Raw genomic sequence first — 17,300 nt, forward strand, 5'->3', positions numbered from 1 at the left:
CACCCTTCCCTTATCGCGCGGTGGACGTGTAGGGCAGCAGCGCCATCTCACGGCTGTTCTTCACGGCCGTGGCGACGTCACGCTGGTGCTGCGTGCAGTTGCCGGTCACGCGGCGGGCACGGATCTTGCCGCGGTCGGAAATGAACTTCCGCAGCATGTTCGTGTCCTTGTAGTCCACGTACGTGACCTTGTCCTTGCAGAAAGCGCAGACCTTCTTCTTAGGCTTGCGCACAGGCGGCTTCGCCATGGTGTATCTCCTGTGTGATCAAGAAGTGGGGTTACGGCCCACCCTCGGCCCGGAGGCCTGAAAGCCCTGGGGCTCAGGCCCTGAGGCCTAGAAGGGGGGCTCGTCCGAGTAGCCGCCACCGGAGCCGCCGGAGCTTCCGCCCCAGCCGCCACCGCCGCCGCCCTGCTGCTGGCCGCCGCCGGCCGGCGCACCGGTCGCCCAGGGGTCGTCGGCGGGAGCACCGCCGCCACCCTGCTGCTGACCGCCGCCGGAGCCACCGCCCCAGCCGCCGCCCTGCTGGCCGCCGCCACCGCCGCCGTAACCGCCCTGGCCGCCTCGACCGGTGGTCTTGGTGACCTTGGCCGTGGCGTTCTTCAGGCTGGCGCCGACTTCCTCGACGTCCAGCTCGTAGACCGTGCGCTTGATGCCCTCACGGTCCTCGTAGGACCGCTGCTTCAGCCGGCCCTGCACGATGACGCGCATGCCTCGCTGGAGCGACTCCGCGACGTTCTCCGCCGCCTGACGCCAGACCGAGCAGGTGAGGAAGAGGCTCTCGCCGTCCTTCCACTCGTTCGTCTGGCGGTCGAAGGTGCGGGGGGTGGACGCGACACGGAACTTCGCGACCGCCGCACCGGAGGGGGTGAAGCGCAGCTCGGGGTCGTCGACAAGATTGCCGACGACCGTGATGACGGTCTCGCCTGCCATGGGGGAACCTCTCGGCGGGTTTGCTGCTGGCTGCTTGTTGCTGCTACTCGATTCCCGGGTGCTGCTGAGCTAGAAAGCTCAGTGCATCTCGGGACGGAGGACCTTGGTCCGGAGGACCGACTCGTTCAGGTTCATCTGTCGGTCGAGCTCCTTGACGACCGCAGGCTCGGCCTGCAGGTCGATGACCGAGTAGATGCCCTCGGGCTTCTTCTTGATCTCGTAGGACAGACGACGACGGCCCCAGGTGTCGACCTTCTCGACCTTTCCGTTGCCCTCACGGACGACGGAGAGGAAGTTCTCGATCAGCGGGGAGACAGCGCGCTCCTCGAGATCGGGGTCGAGGATGACCATCACTTCGTAGTGACGCATGTGGAACCCACCTCCTTTGGACTCAGCGGCCACGGTCGTTCCGTGGCAGGAGGGTCGTGATGCGTACGCAACGGTATCGGCCGCCACTGACAATCGGCTCCCGCGAGCGGGGGCTCTTGCTGTGGCCAGGGCAGACACCGGTGCAGACGGTACAGAGTACCCGCACCGAGGCTTCCGGTTGAAATCCGGCGGGGGACGGGCAGAATCTGTACACATCGGGTGTGTATGGCGCTACGATGCGCCGCTTCCGCAGGAGGTGCCTCACATGGCACAAGTAATGCGACCGAACACCGCCACTTCCCTCTTCGCCACGGACGGCAAGTCCCATCCGCTCCAGGACGCGCTGCTCGGCGTGACCCTGGTGCTCGGGGCGATCGCCTTCGTGACGGCGATGTTCCACAACCTCCATCTGATCAGCTCGTGGGCCGGCCTGATCGGGATCGCCACAGGTGCGTACGGCCAGCTCATCTCGGCGACGACCCGCGAACGCTTCGGTCTGATCCTGGGCCTCGGCGCTTCGGCGATCGGCTTCTTCCTGGGCATGGCACACGGCGGACTCTTCGGCGGAATCATCGGCTGACGGCCTCGCGGCACCCCGGCCGCACACGCGGCCGGGGGCCCGAGTTCCGTACGCCCAGACGGGGCGCTCGCGGGGCGCAGTAGGCTTCGGCGCGAGAGCCGGAGCCCCTGTACCCATGGGGACACACCAGCCCGAGGAGCGCCCCGAATGAGTCTGACCCTGAGGACCATCAGTCGCGAGCAGCATCTGGCGTATATCCAGACACTGCCGTCGGCGAGTCATTGCCAGGTCCCCGCATGGGCTGACGTGAAGAGCGAATGGCGCTCGGAGAACCTGGGCTGGTTCGACGACAGGACCGGCCAGCTGGTCGGTGCCGGCCTGGTGCTCTACCGGCAGTTGCCCAAGCTGAAGCGCTATCTGGCGTACCTGCCCGAGGGGCCGGTGATCAACTGGTACGCCCCGAACCTCGACGAGTGGCTGCAGCCGATGCTGGCGCATCTGAAGCAGCAGGGCGCCTTCTCCGTGAAGATGGGTCCGCCGGTCGTGATCCGCCGCTGGGACGCTCCGGCGATCAAGGCCGGAATCCAGAACCCGGACGTGAAGCGGCTGCGGGACGTCGAGGCGACGTACATCGAGCCGCGGGCCTTCGAGGTCTCCGACCGGTTGCGCCGGATGGGGTGGCAGCAGGGTGAGGACGGCGGCGCCGGCTTCGGTGACGTACAGCCCCGCTTCGTCTTCCAGGTGCCGCTGGCCAACCGCTCCCTGGACGAGGTCCAGAAGGGCTTCAACCAGCTGTGGCGGCGCAACATCAAGAAGGCCGAGAAGGCCGGTGTCGAGGTCGTCCAGGGCGGCTACTACGACCTGCCCGAGTGGCAGCGGCTCTACGAGATCACCGCGGTGCGCGACAAGTTCCGCCCGCGGCCGCTCGGCTACTTCCAGCAGATGTGGCAGGCCCTCAACTCCGAGGACCCCAACCGCATGCGGCTGTATTTCGCGCGGCACAACGGCGTGAACCTGTCGGCCGCGACGATGCTGGTCGTCGGCGGGCACGTCTGGTACTCCTACGGCGCGTCGGACAACATCGGGCGTGAGGTCAGGCCCTCGAACGCGATGCAGTGGCGGATGCTCCGCGATGCGTACGCCATGGGTGCCACCGTCTATGACCTGCGCGGCATCTCCGACTCGCTGGACGAGACCGACCACCTCTTCGGTCTGATCCAGTTCAAGGTCGGCACCGGCGGTGAGGCCGCCGAGTACATCGGCGAGTGGGACTTCCCGCTCAACAAGCTGCTGCACAAGGCGCTCGACATCTACATGTCGCGCCGCTGATCCCGCACAATTTCCTTCCATAACTCTGATACACCGCAGATACGAGAAAGGTTCCGGGATCCAGCCATGGCGCTCACGCTCTATGTCGACACCGCGCGCTGGCGGGCACACCAGAAGCACCTGCTGGAGCAGTTCCCGGGCATCGTCCCGGTCTGCAAGGGCAACGGCTACGGCTTCGGTCACGAGCGCCTCGCCGAGGAAGCAACGCGTTTCGGCTCCGACATCCTCGCCGTGGGCACCACCTACGAGGCCGCCCGGATCAAGGACTGGTTCAGCGGTGACCTGCTGGTCCTGACGCCGTTCCGGCGGGGCGAGGAGCCGGTGCCGCTGCCCGACCGCGTCATCCGGTCGGTGTCGTCGCTCGACGGCGTACACGGCCTCGTGGGCGCCCGCGTCGTCATCGAGGTCATGTCCTCGATGAAGCGCCACGGCGTGAGCGAGCAGGAGCTCCCGCAGCTGCACGCCGCCATCGAGGACGTACGCCTCGAGGGTTTCGCGATCCACCTGCCGCTGGACCGCACCGACGGCTCGGACGCCGTCGAGGAGGTCATCGGCTGGATGGACCGCCTGCGCGCGGCCCGGCTGCCGCTGCACACGATGTTCGTCAGCCACCTCAAGGCTCATGAACTCGCCCGCTTGCAGCAGCAGTTCCCGCAGACCCGCTTCCGTGCCCGCATCGGCACGAACCTCTGGCTGGGCGACCACGAGGCCACCGAGTACCGCGGTGCCGTCCTCGACGTCACCGCCGTCGCGAAGGGCGACCGCTTCGGATACCGCCAGCAGAAGGCCGCGTCCGACGGCTGGCTGGTCGTGGTCGCCGGCGGCACCTCGCACGGTGTCGGCCTGGAGGCCCCGAAGGCGCTGCACGGCATGATGCCGCGCGCCAAGGGTGTGGCCCGCGCGGGTCTCGCGACGGTCAACCGCAACCTGTCGCCGTTCGTCTGGGCGGGCAAGCAGCGCTGGTTCGCGGAGCCGCCGCACATGCAGGTCTCGATCCTCTTCGTCCCCTCCGACGCCCCGGAGCCGAAGGTCGGCGAGGAACTGGTGGCCCACCTGCGGCACACCACCACGCAGTTCGACCGGATGGTCGACCGCTGAGACGGAACGTAGGCCGCTGAGACAGGCCGCTCCAGCATGCGGAAGGGCCGGCACGACGACGAGTCGTACCGGCCCTTCCGCGTGCCGAGTCCGCACGTGTTCGCTCAGGGCGAACGCACGGGCAGAGTGCCCTTTCAGAGCCTCAGCGTGAGAGATCGGCCGAGGAACCCCACCGCACGGCGGGCGCCTCGGCGGAGCGCATCTCGGTCCGCGCCGCACGGCCCTCGACCCCCAGGACGAAGACGTCCCGAGCCCCGTCCAGAGCACCCCCCGAGGGGTCGTCGTCACCGGCCTGCCGCACCACGTCCCGCTCCGGCATCAGGATGTCGCGTACGACCACGGCACACAGGTACAGCGTTCCCAACAAGTGGATGCCGATGGCCAGTTGGTAGCCCTCGGTCGGCAGCCCCTTGTGGGCGTCTCCGCTCGTCGTGTACGCCAAGTACATCCAGATCCCGAGGAAGTACGCGACCTCGCACGCCTGCCAGACCAGGAAGTCGCGCCAGCGCGGCCGGGCGAGCGCGGCGAGGGGGATCAGCCACAGGACGTACTGCGGTGAGTAGACCTTGTTGGTGATGATGAAGGCCGCGACCACCAGGAAGGCGAGCTGCGCGAAGCGCGGGCGCCGCGGTGCCATGAGGCCGAGCGCGCCGATGCCCAGGCAGGCGAGGAGCATCATCACCGCCGCCAGGGTGTTCACCGTGTCGGTGGTCAGCGGGGAGTCCATGCGCTGGGAGAGGATCAGCCAGAAGGACCCGAAGTCGACGCCACGCTCCTGGCTGAACGTGTAGAACTTCGACCAGCCGTCGCTCGCGAGCAGCATCACCGGCAGGTTGACGAGCAGCCAGGCGCCCGCCGTGCCGAGCAGCGCGGTCCCGAACTGCCGCCATCTGCCCGCGCGCCAGCACAGGATCAGCAGCGGTCCGAGGATGAGCACGGGATAGAGCTTGGCGGCCGTCGCGAGCCCGAGGAGCACACCGAAGGCCAGCGCACGCGCGCGTGCCCACATCAGCATCGCGGCGGCCGTGAGAGCCACCGCGAGGAGGTCCCAGTTGATGGTGGCCGTCAGCGCGAAGGCCGGGGCGAGAGCGACGAGCAGCGCGTCCCAGGGGCGGCGCCGGTGGGTGCGCGCGACGCACACGGCGATGACCGCTGTGCAGGCCATCAGTATCCCGGCGTTGACCATCCAGTAGATCTTTTCCTGGTGCTGGATGGAGCCGCTGCCAGGAGTGACCCAGGAGGCCACTTCCATGAACACCCCGGTGAGGACCGGATACTCGAGGTACTCCATGTCGCCGGGCAGCTTGTCGAAGTACGGCACGAGACCGTCGGCGAAGCCACGTCCCTGGTAGAGGTGCGGGATGTCGGAGTAACACGCGTGCGTGTACTGCGAGCTCGCTCCGAAGAACCACGCGCCGTTGTAGCACGGCATTTTCTGGATCATTCCGAGTGCGAACATCCCGAGCGCGACGAGTGCGATGACGCGCACGGGAGTCCACCACGTCGCCGCGAACAGCACTCTCCGGCCGACCGGGCCTCCGATCAGCTCGCTGCCGGCCCGGGCGACCTCGTCCTCCTTCGTGGGCCGTACCGGCTCCGGCTCCTGGCTCACGGGCTCGTACGTGCTCGTGCGCGGCGTCTCTGCGCTGGGGTCTGCACTGGGCATGCCCGCCATCCTGCCGTACGCGCCTGAGAACACGGAGAGGGCCGCCGCACCCATCGGTGCGACGGCCCTCGTTTCACGTGAAACATCCGCGGGGGACGTGGGGGGGCGCGGGGGGGGCGCGGGGGAGTCCTCGGCGGCCCGCCGAATCACCCCGGCGGGACTGGCTCAGCCCCTCGGGCCGGCGATGAAGCCGCCACCGCCCCCGTTCTCGTTGCCGTGGTTGGCTCCGCCCCCGGCTGGGTCATCCGTCGGCGGTGGCGACTCGCCGCCGGGACCGCCGCCGACGCCGCCGTCGGCGGCACCACCACCGTTCTCCTGGCCGCCGTCGTCGTTGCAGTCCCAGTCCAGCGGATCACAGGACTCCTCGGGGTCCGGCGACTTCGTCGGAGGCTTCGAGGACTCGGTCTCCGTGGGCGTCGGTGACGTGGTCTTCTCCGGCTCCTCCTCGGTCTCCGTCGGGGACGGCGGCGGGGGCGGAGTCTCGCCGACCACCTTGCCGATCGGCCCGGGCACCGGGAAGTTCTTCACGGGCTGGCCCTTGAGCGCCTGCTCCATGTAGTCCTGCCAGATCTGCGCGGGGAACGAGGCTCCGTGGATCTTCTTCTCGCCTCCCGTGCCGAACATCTCCAGGAACTTGCGCTTCTTGTTGGTCTCGTCGTCGTCGAGCCGGTACATGCTCACCGCCGTCGACAGCTGCGGGGTGTAGCCGACGAACCAGGCCGACTTGTTGCCGTCGGTCGTACCGGTCTTGCCGGCGACCTGGCGGCCGGAGAGCTGGGCCGAGGTACCCGTGCCCTTGTCCACGACGGTGCGCAGCACGTCGGTGACGTTGTCGGCGACCTCCGCGTCGAAGGCCGGCTTGGTCTCCTTCTCGTGCCGGTAGACCGTGTCGCCCTCGTGCTCGACCTCCGTGACCGAGTAGGGCTCGTTCTGCTTGCCGCTCGCCGCGAAGGTGGAGTACGCCCCGGCCATCCGGATGGCGCTCGGCGACGAGGTGCCGAGCGAGAAGGACGGGTAGGTGGCACCGGCCATGGAGCTGTCGTCCTTGAGGCCGGCGTCCATGGCCGCCTCCTTGACCTTCTCCAGGCCGACGTCCATGCCGAGCTGCACATACGCCGAGTTGACCGACTCCCTCATCGCCTCACGGAGATCGATCTGGTAGCTGGGCGGGTTGTACGACTGGTTTCCGTCGTTCTTCTGGTTCCACTGCTTGCCGTCGCGGTCCGTCCAGACCTGCCCGTTGTACTTCTGGATCTTGAGCTCGTTCTTGCCGCTGTACAGGCTCTTCGGGTTGACGATGGTGCGCTCGACCTCGGTCTGCTGTTCCGGGCCGTCCGGGTCACGCACGCCGTACTTGAACGCGGCGGCCAGCACGAAGGGCTTGTACGTCGAACCGACCTGGGCACCGGTCTGGTCCGCGTTGTTGGTGAAGTGCTTGGTCGCGTCCTCACCGCCGTAGATGGCCTTGATCGCGCCGTCCTTCGGGTCCACGGAGGCGCCGCCGAACTGGACGTGCGTGTCCTTCTCCGGACGCAGCTTCGGCTTGATCTTCTCCTTGCGGACCTTGTTCACCGCCTTCTCGAGCTCCTTGACCTTCTTCCTGTCGAAGGTCGTGTGGATCTCGTATCCACCCTGCTGGAGCTGCTCGGCGGTGATGTTGGTGTTCCTGATGACGTACGCCTTGGCCAGGTCCACGAGGTAACCGGTCTGGCCCGCCAGGTCCACGTTCGAGCGCGGATTCTGCAGCTTGGGGAATTCCGTGTACTTGGCCCGCCGCTCCTCGGTCAGGTGGCCGTCCTTGACCTCCTCGTCGAGGATCCACTTCCAGCGCTTCTTGGCGCGAGTGGTGTTGTCCTCCTTGTTGGCGGCGGGGTCGATCTCGGGATAGCCGGCGGGGTCGTAGTACGTGGCGCCCTTGAGCACCGTCGCGAGGAGAGCGCACTGGCTGGGGTCCAGCTCGCTGGCTTCCTTGCCGAAGTACGCCCGCGCGGCGGCCTGAATGCCATAGGCCCCACGCCCGTAATAGGCGGTGTTGAGGTACCCCGCCATGATGTCTTCCTTGGAGACCTGGCGGCCGACCTTTATGGAGATGAAGAGCTCTTTGAACTTCCTGGAGAACGTCTGCGACTGATCACCGAGGCGCGCGTTCTTCACGTACTGCTGGGTGATGGTCGAGCCACCCTGGGTCTGCCCGCCCTTGGCCATGTTGACCAGGGCACGCGCGATGCCCATCGGGTCGACACCCTTGTCCTTCTCGAACGTCTTGTTCTCCGCCGACATGACGGCGAAGCGCATCTCCGCCGGGATGTCGTCGTAGTCGATGATCTGGCGGTTGCGCTCACCACCGGTCGCGACCATCTGCTTGCCGTCGGCCCAGTAGTACACGTTGTTCTGGGCCTTGGCCGCCTTGTCGACCTCCGGCACCTCCACCAGGGCGTACGCGATGCCTGCGACGGCCATCAAGCTGCCGAGGAAGCCGATGAACATGCCGGTGACCAGGCGCCACGACGGGACCCAGCGGCGGGCACCGCTCTTGCCCGCGCGCGGGTAGTCGATGAACCGCTTCTTGCGCGGAGGCTCGGCGCCACGGCCCCTGCCGCGGCCTGCCCCGCCCGGGCCACCGGCCCCGCCACCGCCACCGCCGCGACGGCCACCACCGGCACCGCGCCCACCCCCGTCGGGCGCCCTGCGACGGCTGCCACCCGTACCGACAGATCCGCTGCGCTGCGCGGCGCGCCGGGCCTCGGCACGGCCGCCGTACGGTCGGCCCCCCTCGTCAGGAGCCCCGGAACCGGACGCCCCATAAGAAGGACCGGACGCCCCATAAGAAGAAGAGGGCGATCCTGTATAGCCCCGCGGGGCCGCGCGGCGGCCCGACGGCGCTCCTGGGGCGCCTCGCCTGGCCGCGGCGCGTCCGCCGCCCTGCGGCTGCGGCGGTTTGCGACGGTGCTCGCTCATCGAACGATTACTCCTCGGGCAGGCGCAGCTGTCCACGCCTGGAAACGGCGGCTGGTTTCCGGTCCCCCCGAAATGCGGATGCGTCCGTTCCGGAACCCACCCGCACTACACCGGGGACGACGACGCTCTCATGCGTCACTTGGTTCCCGGCGGCATGCATGGCGCACAGACTACGCACCGTCAAAACCCTCGTAGAGCCGAAGTTCACCCCAAAACAGGCAAGTTACTTCCTACGAATCGGTGATGTGACGCCGTTCACCGTGCCCCCTCTTGTCTCAACCGGATCGCCGTTCTATCGTCTCGATGTATCGAGTCGATACATCAGCTCGGCATAAAGGCCGTACTGAGGGACCGTGGCAGACGGGAGGCGACGATGAGCAGGCGCTCCGGCATCCTGGAATTCGCCGTGCTCGGGCTGCTCAGAGAGTCCCCGATGCACGGCTATGAGCTGCGTAAACGCCTCAATACATCGCTGGGAGTGTTCCGCGCCTTCAGCTACGGGACGCTCTACCCCTGCCTCAAGACGCTGGTCGCCAACGGCTGGTTGATCGAGGAGTCGGGCGGCAGCTCCGAAGACGCCCTGGCGGCTCCGCTCGCGGGGCGTCGCGCCAAGATCGTCTATCGGTTGACGGCGGAAGGTAAGGAGCACTTCGAGGACCTGCTCTCGCAGACCGGCCCCGACGCGTACGAGGACGAGCACTTCGCCGCCCGCTTCGCCTTCTTCGGGCAGACCTCGCGAGATGTGCGGATGCGGGTGCTCGAGGGCCGCCGCAGCCGCCTCGAAGAGCGCTTGGAGAAGATGCGCGCCTCCCTGGCCCGTACCCGGGAGCGCCTGGACGACTACACGCTCGAACTTCAGCGGCACGGCATGGAGTCCGTGGAGCGCGAAGTGCGCTGGCTGAACGAGCTCATCGAGAGCGAGCGGGCGGGGCGGGACCAGCAACGGTCCGCCCCCGGAAGCTCCGCTCAGCAGAACAGCACATCTGGGGAGTCGACGGGCCTGCCCCGGCGGCGGGAGACCAACCCGCCGCCGGATCCGTCCGATGACCCCAATAAGTGAGACCCAGCGTTCCGCGGGGTTTCATCCCGAATACCGAGATCACACAGGGAGCAACCGGAATGGGTTCGGTTCGCGTAGCCATCGTCGGCGTGGGCAACTGCGCCGCCTCGCTGGTCCAGGGCGTCGAGTACTACAAGGACGCCGACCCGGACACGAAGGTCCCGGGCCTGATGCACGTCCAGTTCGGCGAGTATCACGTCGGTGACGTCGAGTTCGTCGCCGCCTTCGACGTCGACGCGAAGAAGGTCGGCCTCGACCTCTCGGACGCCATCGGTGCCAGCGAGAACAACACCATCAAGATCTGCGACGTGCCGAACAAGGGCGTCACGGTTCAGCGCGGCCACACCCTCGACGGCCTGGGCAAGTACTACCGCCAGACCATCGAGGAGTCCGACGAGGCCCCGGTCGACGTCGTCCAGATCCTCAAGGACCGCAAGGTCGACGTCCTCGTCTGCTACCTGCCCGTCGGTTCCGAGGACGCCGCGAAGTTCTACGCGCAGTGCGCCATCGACGCCAAGGTCGCGTTCGTCAACGCCCTGCCGGTCTTCATCGCCGGCACCAAGGAGTGGGCGGACAAGTTCACCGAGGCCGGCGTCCCGATCGTCGGCGACGACATCAAGTCGCAGGTCGGCGCCACCATCACGCACCGTGTGATGGCGAAGCTGTTCGAGGACCGCGGTGTCCGTCTCGAGCGCACCATGCAGCTGAACGTCGGCGGCAACATGGACTTCAAGAACATGTTGGAGCGCGACCGCCTCGAGTCGAAGAAGATCTCGAAGACGCAGGCCGTCACCTCGCAGATCCCCGACCGCGAGATGGGCGAGAAGAACGTCCACATCGGCCCGTCGGACTACGTCGCGTGGCTCGACGACCGCAAGTGGGCGTACGTCCGCCTCGAGGGCCGCGCCTTCGGTGACGTCCCGCTGAACCTGGAGTACAAGCTCGAGGTCTGGGACTCCCCGAACTCCGCGGGTGTCATCATCGACGCTCTGCGCGCCGCGAAGATCGCCAAGGACCGTGGTGTCGGCGGCCCGATCCTCTCCGCGTCGTCGTACTTCATGAAGTCCCCGCCGGTCCAGTACTTCGACGACGAGGCCTACGACAACGTCGAGAAGTTCATCAAGGGCGAGGTCGAGCGCTAAACAGCTCTCTCCTTGTCGCTCGTCGAGGGTCCCCGGGCATTCCGCCCGGGGACCCTCCTCGTATGTGAGGCTTGGCCCCATGGCTGTCGTCGGTGACCTGCGGATACTGCTGCGACTGCGGGACTTCCGACGGCTCCTCGCCGTACGGCTGATCTCCCAGGGGGCGGACGGCGTCTATCAGGTCGCGCTCGCCACCTACGTCGTCTTCTCCCCGGAGAAGCAGGCCTCGCCCGGAGCGATCGCTTCCGCCATGGCGGTGCTGCTCCTTCCCTACTCGCTGATCGGCCCGTTCGCAGGCGTCCTCCTCGACCGCTGGCAGCGCCGCCAGGTCTTCCTGTACGGCAATCTCCTGCGGGCCGCCCTGGCGTCCGTGACCGCCGTGCTGATGCTGAGCGATGTCGCCGACTGGCTCTTCTACGTCTCCGCCCTCTGCGTCACCGCCGTCAACCGCTTCGTCCTGGCCGGGCTCTCGGCCGCGCTGCCCCGGGTGGTCGACGCCGACCGCCTGGTCATCGCGAACTCCCTCTCCCCGACCGCGGGGACGCTCGCCGCGACCCTGGGCGGCGGGCTCGCCTTCGTCGTACGCCTGGTGGGGCCGGACTCGGACGCGGCGGTGGTGCTCCTCGGAGCCGTCCTGTACCTCTGCGCGGCCCTCGCCTCGCTGCGCATGGCCCGTGCGCTGCTCGGCCCGGACCCCGACCTGGTGCAGCCCCGGCTCGCGGCGGCTCTCGCGGGCACGGCGCGCGGGTTGCAGGCAGGAGTACGGCACTTGCTGCAGCGTCCCGCGGCCGCCCGCGCGCTGGCCGCGATGACGGTGATGCGGTTCTGCTACGGCGCGCTGACGGTCATGGTCCTGATGCTCTGCCGGTACGCCTGGTCGTCGACGGAGTCCGACGGGCTGGCGCTGCTCGGCCTGGCCGTGGGGTTCTCCGGCGCGGGGTTCTTCGTGGCGGCCCTGGTGACGCCCGCGGCGGTGGGGCGGCTGGGGGCGGGCGGCTGGATCGTGGCCTGTGCGGGAGCGGCAGCGGTCCTCGAACCGGCGCTCGGCCTCTCCTTCGCGCCCGTCCCGCTCCTCATCGCCGCCTTCGTCCTCGGCCTGACGAGCCAGGGTGCGAAGATCGCCACGGACACGGTGGTGCAGTCCGCCGTGGCCGACGGCTTCCGAGGCCGGATCTTCTCCCTCTACGACGTCCTCTTCAACGTCGCCTTTGTCGGCGCGGCGGGAGTGGCCGCGCTGGTGCTGCCGCCTGACGGACGGTCGGTCCCACTGGTCATCGGTGTGGCCCTGCTCTACGCAGCAATTGCTGGGGCTATGGCCCGTTTTGGCGCGCAATAAGTGTCACATCAATGCCACAGAGTCCCTCTGGGCTTCAGAGTTGCCACCTCACCCGGATAACTTACGGGCGTCGTATTCGCGCCATCGCGCTCTCGTTCGAGGGGGACCCCCAAAAGTGACCACTCCGCCGCCCCAGGGCCAGATTCCGTACCCGCCGCAGGGCCAGAACCCCTATGGCCAGCAGGCCCCGGCGGCGCCCTACCCGCCGCAGCAGGGTCAGCCCGGCGCGACGCAGCCGTACCCGCCGTACAACCAGGGTGGGCCCGTCCCCCCGGCGCCGGCTGCTCCCCGGGGGCGCGGCAAGAAGCTGCTCCTGCGCATCGGTGGCTTCATCCTGGTCGCGATCCTCATAGCCGTCGGTAAGTGGTACCTCGGCAAGAGCGACGCCGAGTCCACCTCGGTCGGCAGCTGCATGCACAACGAGGGCACTCAGATCTCGCCGGACCTCAAGGAAGTCGACTGCTCTTCGAGCGACGCCGAGTTCGAGGTCGTCGAGAAGTTCGACGGCACGAGCGACAGCAACAAGTGCAAGGCCGTCAAGACCTCCGAGATCGCCTACTACCAGCAGGGCAAGGGGCACAACGTCGTGCTCTGCCTGAAGGAGACCAAGTAGGAGAACGCCGAGGGGCGTTGTTTCACGGTTTCACGTGAAACAACGCCCCTCGGCGTATGCGAGGACGTGGGGGCGCGGATGTTTCACGTGAAACCGTGAGGCACCCGCGTGAGGCACCCGCCGCCCCGTCTCAGTCCTGCGCGGCCCACCACTCCTTGAGCGCCGCAGCCGCCGCTTCCCGCTCCATCGGCCCGTTCTCCAGGCGCAGCTCCAGCAGGAACTTGTAGGCCTTGCCGATCACCGGGCCCGGGCCCACGTCCAAGATCTCCATGATGGCGTTGCCGTCGAGGTCGGGGCGGATCGAGTCCAGCTCCTCCTGCTCCTGGAGGCGGGCGATGCGCTCCTCCAGGCCGTCGTACGCGCGCGACAGGGCGTTCGCCTTGCGCTTGTTGCGTGTCGTGCAGTCCGAGCGGGTCAGCTTGTGGAGGCGATCCAGGAGCGGGCCCGCGTCGCGTACGTAGCGGCGTACGGCCGAATCCGTCCACTCTCCTGTGCCGTAGCCGTGGAAGCGCAGGTGGAGCTCGACCAGGCGCGAGACGTCCTTCACGAGCTCGTTGGAGTACTTGAGCGCCGTCATCCGCTTCTTGACCATCTTGGCGCCGACCACCTCGTGGTGGTGGAAGGAGACGCGGCCGTCGCTCTCGAAGCGCCGTGTCCGCGGCTTGCCGATGTCGTGCAGCAGCGCCGCGAGCCGCAGCGTCAGGTCGGGGCCGTCCGTCTCCAGGGCCATCGCCTGCTCCAGGACGATCAGCGAGTGGTCGTACACGTCCTTGTGGCGGTGGTGCTCGTCCCGCTCCAGGCGCAGGGCCGGCAGCTCGGGCAGGATCCGCTCTGCGAGGCCCGTCTCCACGAGGAGGGCGAGGCCCTTGCGCGGGTGTGCGGAGAGGAGCAGTTTGTTCAATTCGTCCCGGACCCGCTCCGCCGAGACGATGTCGATGCGCTCGGCCATCGCCTTCATCGCGGCGACGACGTCCGGGGCCACCTCGAAGTCCAGCTGAGCGGCGAAGCGCGCGGCCCGCAGCATGCGCAGCGGGTCGTCGGAGAAGGACTCCTCGGGGGTGCCGGGGGTGCGCAGGACACGCTCCGCCAGGTCCTCGAGACCACCGTGCGGGTCGACGAACTCCTTCTCGGGGAGCGCCACGGCCATCGCGTTCACCGTGAAGTCACGGCGTACGAGGTCTTCCTCGATGGAGTCGCCGTAGGACACCTCGGGCTTGCGCGAGGTCCTGTCGTACGCCTCCGAGCGGTACGTCGTGACCTCGACCTGGAAGCTCAGGTCGGCGTCTCCGACGCGGGCGTCCTTCTGGCTGCCGACCGTGCCGAAGGCGATCCCGACCTCCCACACCGCGTCGGCCCACGGCCGGACGATCTTCAGTACGTCCTCGGGGCGGGCGTCGGTCGTGAAGTCCAGGTCGTTGCCGAGCCGGCCCAGAAGGGCGTCCCTGACCGAGCCGCCGACCAGGGCGAGGGAGAACCCGGCCTCCTGGAAACGGCGGGCGAGATCGTCCGCGACAGGGGACACACGGAGCAGTTCGCTGACCGCGCGGCGCTGCACCTGGCTCAGGGCGCTGGGGTTGTCTTCATTGGCGTTCGGCACAACAGAAAAGGGTACGTGCCCCGGGCGCCCGCGGCCGACCCGATTCCCGCCCGGGCTCGCAGGGCTCGCGCCGCCGCTTCCGTCCGTCTTCTGATCACGTGGAGCGATCCGCTTCCGATCCCGTGGAGCGAGCCGCTTGTGATCACGTGGAGCAGTCCGCGGCACTTCGCCACAGCGCGCATCGTTACCATGCGTGGACGCACAACCGACGACCACTGACGACGAGGGACGGGCGAACGCGTGGCCGAGGCGGCAGACTTCCCGGGGACGAGCCCCTCACCTGCCCGCCGGTGGCTGCGGCGCACCGCAGCACTGCTGGTGGGTACCCCCTTGCTGGCCGGCCTCCTGCAGGCCCCTGCAGGGCCCGTGGCGCAGGCCGCTGCGCCGAGCACTCAGGCCGGCACGGCCGTGGCGAGCGCGAAGGCCGACGCCACCGGCTCTCGCACCGTCGACGTGTCCCTGGACTCGCTCACCCCCACCGCTCCCGGCGAGGGTGACACCCTCACCGTTTCGGGCACGGTCACCAACAACGGCAAGCAGACGGTGACCGGGGCCCAGGTCGGACTGCGCGTCGGCACGCCTCTCAACAGCCGCAGCGCCATCGACAGCGCGGCGAAGCGCACGGGCTTCCAGCCGGGGGCCGAGGGCCGGGAGATCGGCGGGAAGTACGTCGAGAAGATCTCCAGGCTCGCACCGGGAGTGCGGCAGGACTTCAGCATCTCCGTACCGGTGAAGGCACTGTCCCTCGGCACCCACGGCGTGTACCAGCTGGGTGTCGCCCTCACCGGGCAGAGCGCCGCCCAGCCCTACCCCCAGGTGCTCGGCATCGAGCGCACCTTCCTGCCGTGGCAGCCCGACGCCGCCGGCACGAAGACGAAGACCACGTATCTGTGGCCGCTCACCACCTCCACCCACCTCACGGCGAAGACCGGGTCCGACGACCAGCAGACGCCCGTCTTCAAGAACGACGACCTGGCCGACGAGCTCGCCCCGGGCGGTCGCCTGGAGCAGCTCCTGTCCCTCGGCAGCCGCCATGACGTCACGTGGGTCATCGATCCGGACCTGCTCGCCTCGGTCGAGGCGATGACGAAGAGCTACCGGATCGAGAATCCCGACGGGAAGACGAGCAGGGCGGGCAAGCACCAGTCCGTCGCCAATCAGTGGCTCAACGACCTCCAGGCCGCCGTCAAGGGCAAGAAGGTCGTCGCGCTGCCCTTCGCCGACCCCGACCTCGCGTCCCTCGCCCACACCGGCAAGGCGGTCGGTGGCTCTCTCGGGCATCTCAAGGAAGCCACCGAGGTCGGCGCCAGCACGGTGAAGACGATCCTTCAGGTGAAGCCCACCACGGACTTCGCGTGGCCCGCCGACGGGGCGGTCGATCCGTCGATCGTCGACGTCGCCACCTCCGCGGGCGCCCATACGGTGATCGCCCGCAGCGACAGCCTCCGTGAGACCGGCGGCCTGTCGTACTCGCCGACCGCGGCCCGGCCCATCGGCGGCGGTACGACCGCAGTGGTGGCCGACTCCCGCCTCTCCACGGCTTTCCAGGGCGACATGTCGGAGGCGGGGAACTCCACGCTCGCCGTCCAGGAGTTCCTCGCCCAGAGCCTCATGATCAACCTGCAGGACCCGGACAACCAGCGGAGCATCGTCGTCGCGCCGCAGCGCATGCCCTCCGTCAGCCAGGCGCAGGCCATGGAGAAGGCACTGAGCGCCCTCTCCGACGGGAAGTGGTCGCAGCCCGAGAGCCTGACCGCCGCCGCAAAGGCCAAGCCGGACCCGCAGGCGACCACCCAGGTGCCGTCGGCCGGGTCGTACCCCGCCTCGCTGCGCAAGCAGGAGCTGCCGCGGAAGTCCTTCGTGACCATCCAGGCCACCCAGGACCAGCTCGAGAGCTTCCAGGTGATCCTCACCGAGAAGGACCGCGTGGTCACCCCCTTCGGGCGAGCCATAGACCGGGGGATGTCGACGTCCTGGCGCGGTCGCGCGGCGGAGGCGACGGCCTACCAGGACAGCGTCAAGAACTACCTGCGGAATCTCACCAAGCAGGTGGCCCTGATCCAGAGGTCGGACGCGAAGCTGTCCGGCCGCAGCGCCACCATCCCCGTGTCGGTGCAGAACAACCTCGTGCAGGGCGTCGACCATCTCGTCCTGCGGCTGTACTCGCAGAACCCCACGCGTCTGAAGATCGGCGACGGACAGTTCGAAGAGAAGCAGATCAAGATCGCGGGCGGCCACTCCCAGTCCGTGAAGTTCACGACCACCGCCAACGCCAACGGTCCCGTTCCGGTGTACGCGCGGCTCTACACGGAGGACGGCAAGCCCTACGGAGACGTCGTGCGCTTCGACGTCAACGTCACCGAGGTCACCCTCACCGTGATGCTCGTCATCGCGGGCGGCCTCCTGCTGCTCGTGCTCGCCGGATTCCGGATGTACACCCAGCGCAAGCGGGCGGCCCGCAAGCAGGCCCAGGAAGGCCCGGGCCAAGATCCCGGGCAGGACTCGGACGAGGGCCCGGCGGCGGGCTCCGACGGCGAGTCCGGCAGCGGGCCCGGGACGGACGACCCCGAGCAGCCGAGTGACCCGACACCGGACACCGCTCCCGAAAGCACCGACCCGTCGGACACGGGTGAGAGAGTGGACCGTTGAGCGATGTCGTGGCCGGTGGGCCCGGGGACGAT

At 68.3% G+C, this 17,300-nt stretch carries 14 protein-coding genes; 8 read left to right on the plus strand and 6 right to left on the minus strand.

The features are described 5' to 3' along the window. Window positions 1-10: 10 nt before the first annotated feature. The 3 genes from rpsR to rpsF form a co-directional block, all read right to left on the minus strand. Window positions 11-247, minus strand: coding sequence for a 30S ribosomal protein S18 (rpsR, locus tag ACH4D5_RS13870; protein ID WP_003949403.1), 237 nt, complete (start codon window positions 245-247; stop codon window positions 11-13). Window positions 248-334: 87 nt separating this feature from the next. After that, window positions 335-931 (minus strand): single-stranded DNA-binding protein, encoded by a 597-nt coding sequence (locus ACH4D5_RS13875; RefSeq protein ID WP_150169892.1) that lies wholly within the window; start codon window positions 929-931, stop codon window positions 335-337. Window positions 932-1,009: 78 nt separating this feature from the next. Beyond that, window positions 1,010-1,300 (minus strand): 30S ribosomal protein S6, encoded by a 291-nt coding sequence (gene rpsF / locus ACH4D5_RS13880; RefSeq protein ID WP_016644628.1) that lies wholly within the window; start codon window positions 1,298-1,300, stop codon window positions 1,010-1,012. Window positions 1,301-1,565: 265 nt separating this feature from the next. Here rpsF and ACH4D5_RS13885 point away from each other — a divergent pair, with 265 nt between their 5' ends. The 3 genes from ACH4D5_RS13885 (at window position 1,566) to ACH4D5_RS13895 (ending at window position 4,247) form a co-directional block, all read left to right on the plus strand. Further along, window positions 1,566-1,880, plus strand: a complete 315-nt coding sequence (locus ACH4D5_RS13885; protein WP_398301809.1) for a hypothetical protein — start codon at window positions 1,566-1,568, stop codon at window positions 1,878-1,880. A gap of 147 nt (window positions 1,881-2,027) precedes the next feature. After that, window positions 2,028-3,149 carry a peptidoglycan bridge formation glycyltransferase FemA/FemB family protein gene (locus ACH4D5_RS13890; protein WP_362988283.1) on the plus strand — a complete coding sequence of 374 codons (1,122 nt, stop codon included), beginning with the start codon at window positions 2,028-2,030 and terminating at the stop codon, window positions 3,147-3,149. 66 nt (window positions 3,150-3,215) lie between these two features. Further along, entirely contained in the window at window positions 3,216-4,247 is a 1,032-nt protein-coding gene (locus ACH4D5_RS13895) for an alanine racemase (protein WP_398301812.1), read from the plus strand. Between the two features lie 142 nt (window positions 4,248-4,389). On the opposite strand, the gene ACH4D5_RS13900 is transcribed toward ACH4D5_RS13895, so the two are convergent. Both ACH4D5_RS13900 and ACH4D5_RS13905 read right to left on the minus strand, forming a co-directional pair. Next, window positions 4,390-5,913: a glycosyltransferase family 87 protein gene (locus ACH4D5_RS13900; protein WP_398301814.1), complete on the minus strand. Its 1,524-nt coding sequence runs from the start codon at window positions 5,911-5,913 to the stop codon at window positions 4,390-4,392. A 165-nt stretch (window positions 5,914-6,078) separates the two neighbouring features. Continuing rightward, entirely contained in the window at window positions 6,079-8,871 is a 2,793-nt protein-coding gene (locus ACH4D5_RS13905) for a transglycosylase domain-containing protein (RefSeq protein ID WP_398301816.1), read from the minus strand. 373 nt (window positions 8,872-9,244) lie between these two features. Here ACH4D5_RS13905 and ACH4D5_RS13910 point away from each other — a divergent pair, with 373 nt between their 5' ends. From ACH4D5_RS13910 to ACH4D5_RS13925, 4 genes are all read left to right on the plus strand, one after another. Continuing rightward, window positions 9,245-9,931: a helix-turn-helix transcriptional regulator gene (locus ACH4D5_RS13910; protein WP_398301818.1), complete on the plus strand. Its 687-nt coding sequence runs from the start codon at window positions 9,245-9,247 to the stop codon at window positions 9,929-9,931. Window positions 9,932-9,990: 59 nt separating this feature from the next. Then, entirely contained in the window at window positions 9,991-11,073 is a 1,083-nt protein-coding gene (locus ACH4D5_RS13915) for an inositol-3-phosphate synthase (protein ID WP_398301820.1), read from the plus strand. A gap of 79 nt (window positions 11,074-11,152) precedes the next feature. Beyond that, the gene (locus ACH4D5_RS13920; RefSeq protein WP_398301822.1) at window positions 11,153-12,409 is read left to right on the plus strand and encodes an MFS transporter; all 1,257 of its coding nucleotides are present in this window, start codon (window positions 11,153-11,155) and stop codon (window positions 12,407-12,409) included. Window positions 12,410-12,524: 115 nt separating this feature from the next. Further along, window positions 12,525-13,022, plus strand: a complete 498-nt coding sequence (locus tag ACH4D5_RS13925) for a hypothetical protein (protein WP_398301824.1) — start codon at window positions 12,525-12,527, stop codon at window positions 13,020-13,022. Window positions 13,023-13,152: 130 nt separating this feature from the next. On the opposite strand, the gene ACH4D5_RS13930 is transcribed toward ACH4D5_RS13925, so the two are convergent. Continuing rightward, window positions 13,153-14,619 carry a CCA tRNA nucleotidyltransferase gene (locus ACH4D5_RS13930; RefSeq protein ID WP_398301826.1) on the minus strand — a complete coding sequence of 489 codons (1,467 nt, stop codon included), beginning with the start codon at window positions 14,617-14,619 and terminating at the stop codon, window positions 13,153-13,155. 240 nt (window positions 14,620-14,859) lie between these two features. On the opposite strand from ACH4D5_RS13930, the gene ACH4D5_RS13935 reads away from it, so the two are divergent. Continuing rightward, window positions 14,860-17,268 (plus strand): DUF6049 family protein, encoded by a 2,409-nt coding sequence (locus tag ACH4D5_RS13935; RefSeq protein ID WP_398301828.1) that lies wholly within the window; start codon window positions 14,860-14,862, stop codon window positions 17,266-17,268. Window positions 17,269-17,300: the final 32 nt, after the last annotated feature.

It is taken from the genome of Streptomyces sp. NPDC018029 (genome assembly GCF_044327655.1).
Lineage (GTDB): Bacteria > Actinomycetota > Actinomycetes > Streptomycetales > Streptomycetaceae > Streptomyces.

What these genes read in the sequence shown, in the direction of transcription:
- ACH4D5_RS13895 (WP_398301812.1), top strand. Translation starts at nt 3,216, where the DNA reads ATGGCGCTCACGCTCTATGTCGACACCGCGCGCTGGCGGGCACACCAG.
- ACH4D5_RS13885 (WP_398301809.1), top strand. Translation starts at nt 1,566, where the DNA reads ATGGCACAAGTAATGCGACCGAACACCGCCACTTCCCTCTTCGCCACG.
- ACH4D5_RS13890 (WP_362988283.1), top strand. Translation starts at nt 2,028, where the DNA reads ATGAGTCTGACCCTGAGGACCATCAGTCGCGAGCAGCATCTGGCGTAT.
- ACH4D5_RS13905 (WP_398301816.1), bottom strand. Translation starts at nt 8,871, where the DNA reads ATGAGCGAGCACCGTCGCAAACCGCCGCAGCCGCAGGGCGGCGGACGC.
- rpsF (WP_016644628.1), bottom strand. Translation starts at nt 1,300, where the DNA reads ATGCGTCACTACGAAGTGATGGTCATCCTCGACCCCGATCTCGAGGAG.
- ACH4D5_RS13875 (WP_150169892.1), bottom strand. Translation starts at nt 931, where the DNA reads ATGGCAGGCGAGACCGTCATCACGGTCGTCGGCAATCTTGTCGACGAC.
- ACH4D5_RS13900 (WP_398301814.1), bottom strand. Translation starts at nt 5,913, where the DNA reads ATGCCCAGTGCAGACCCCAGCGCAGAGACGCCGCGCACGAGCACGTAC.
- ACH4D5_RS13920 (WP_398301822.1), top strand. Translation starts at nt 11,153, where the DNA reads ATGGCTGTCGTCGGTGACCTGCGGATACTGCTGCGACTGCGGGACTTC.
- rpsR (WP_003949403.1), bottom strand. Translation starts at nt 247, where the DNA reads ATGGCGAAGCCGCCTGTGCGCAAGCCTAAGAAGAAGGTCTGCGCTTTC.
- ACH4D5_RS13910 (WP_398301818.1), top strand. Translation starts at nt 9,245, where the DNA reads ATGAGCAGGCGCTCCGGCATCCTGGAATTCGCCGTGCTCGGGCTGCTC.
- ACH4D5_RS13915 (WP_398301820.1), top strand. Translation starts at nt 9,991, where the DNA reads ATGGGTTCGGTTCGCGTAGCCATCGTCGGCGTGGGCAACTGCGCCGCC.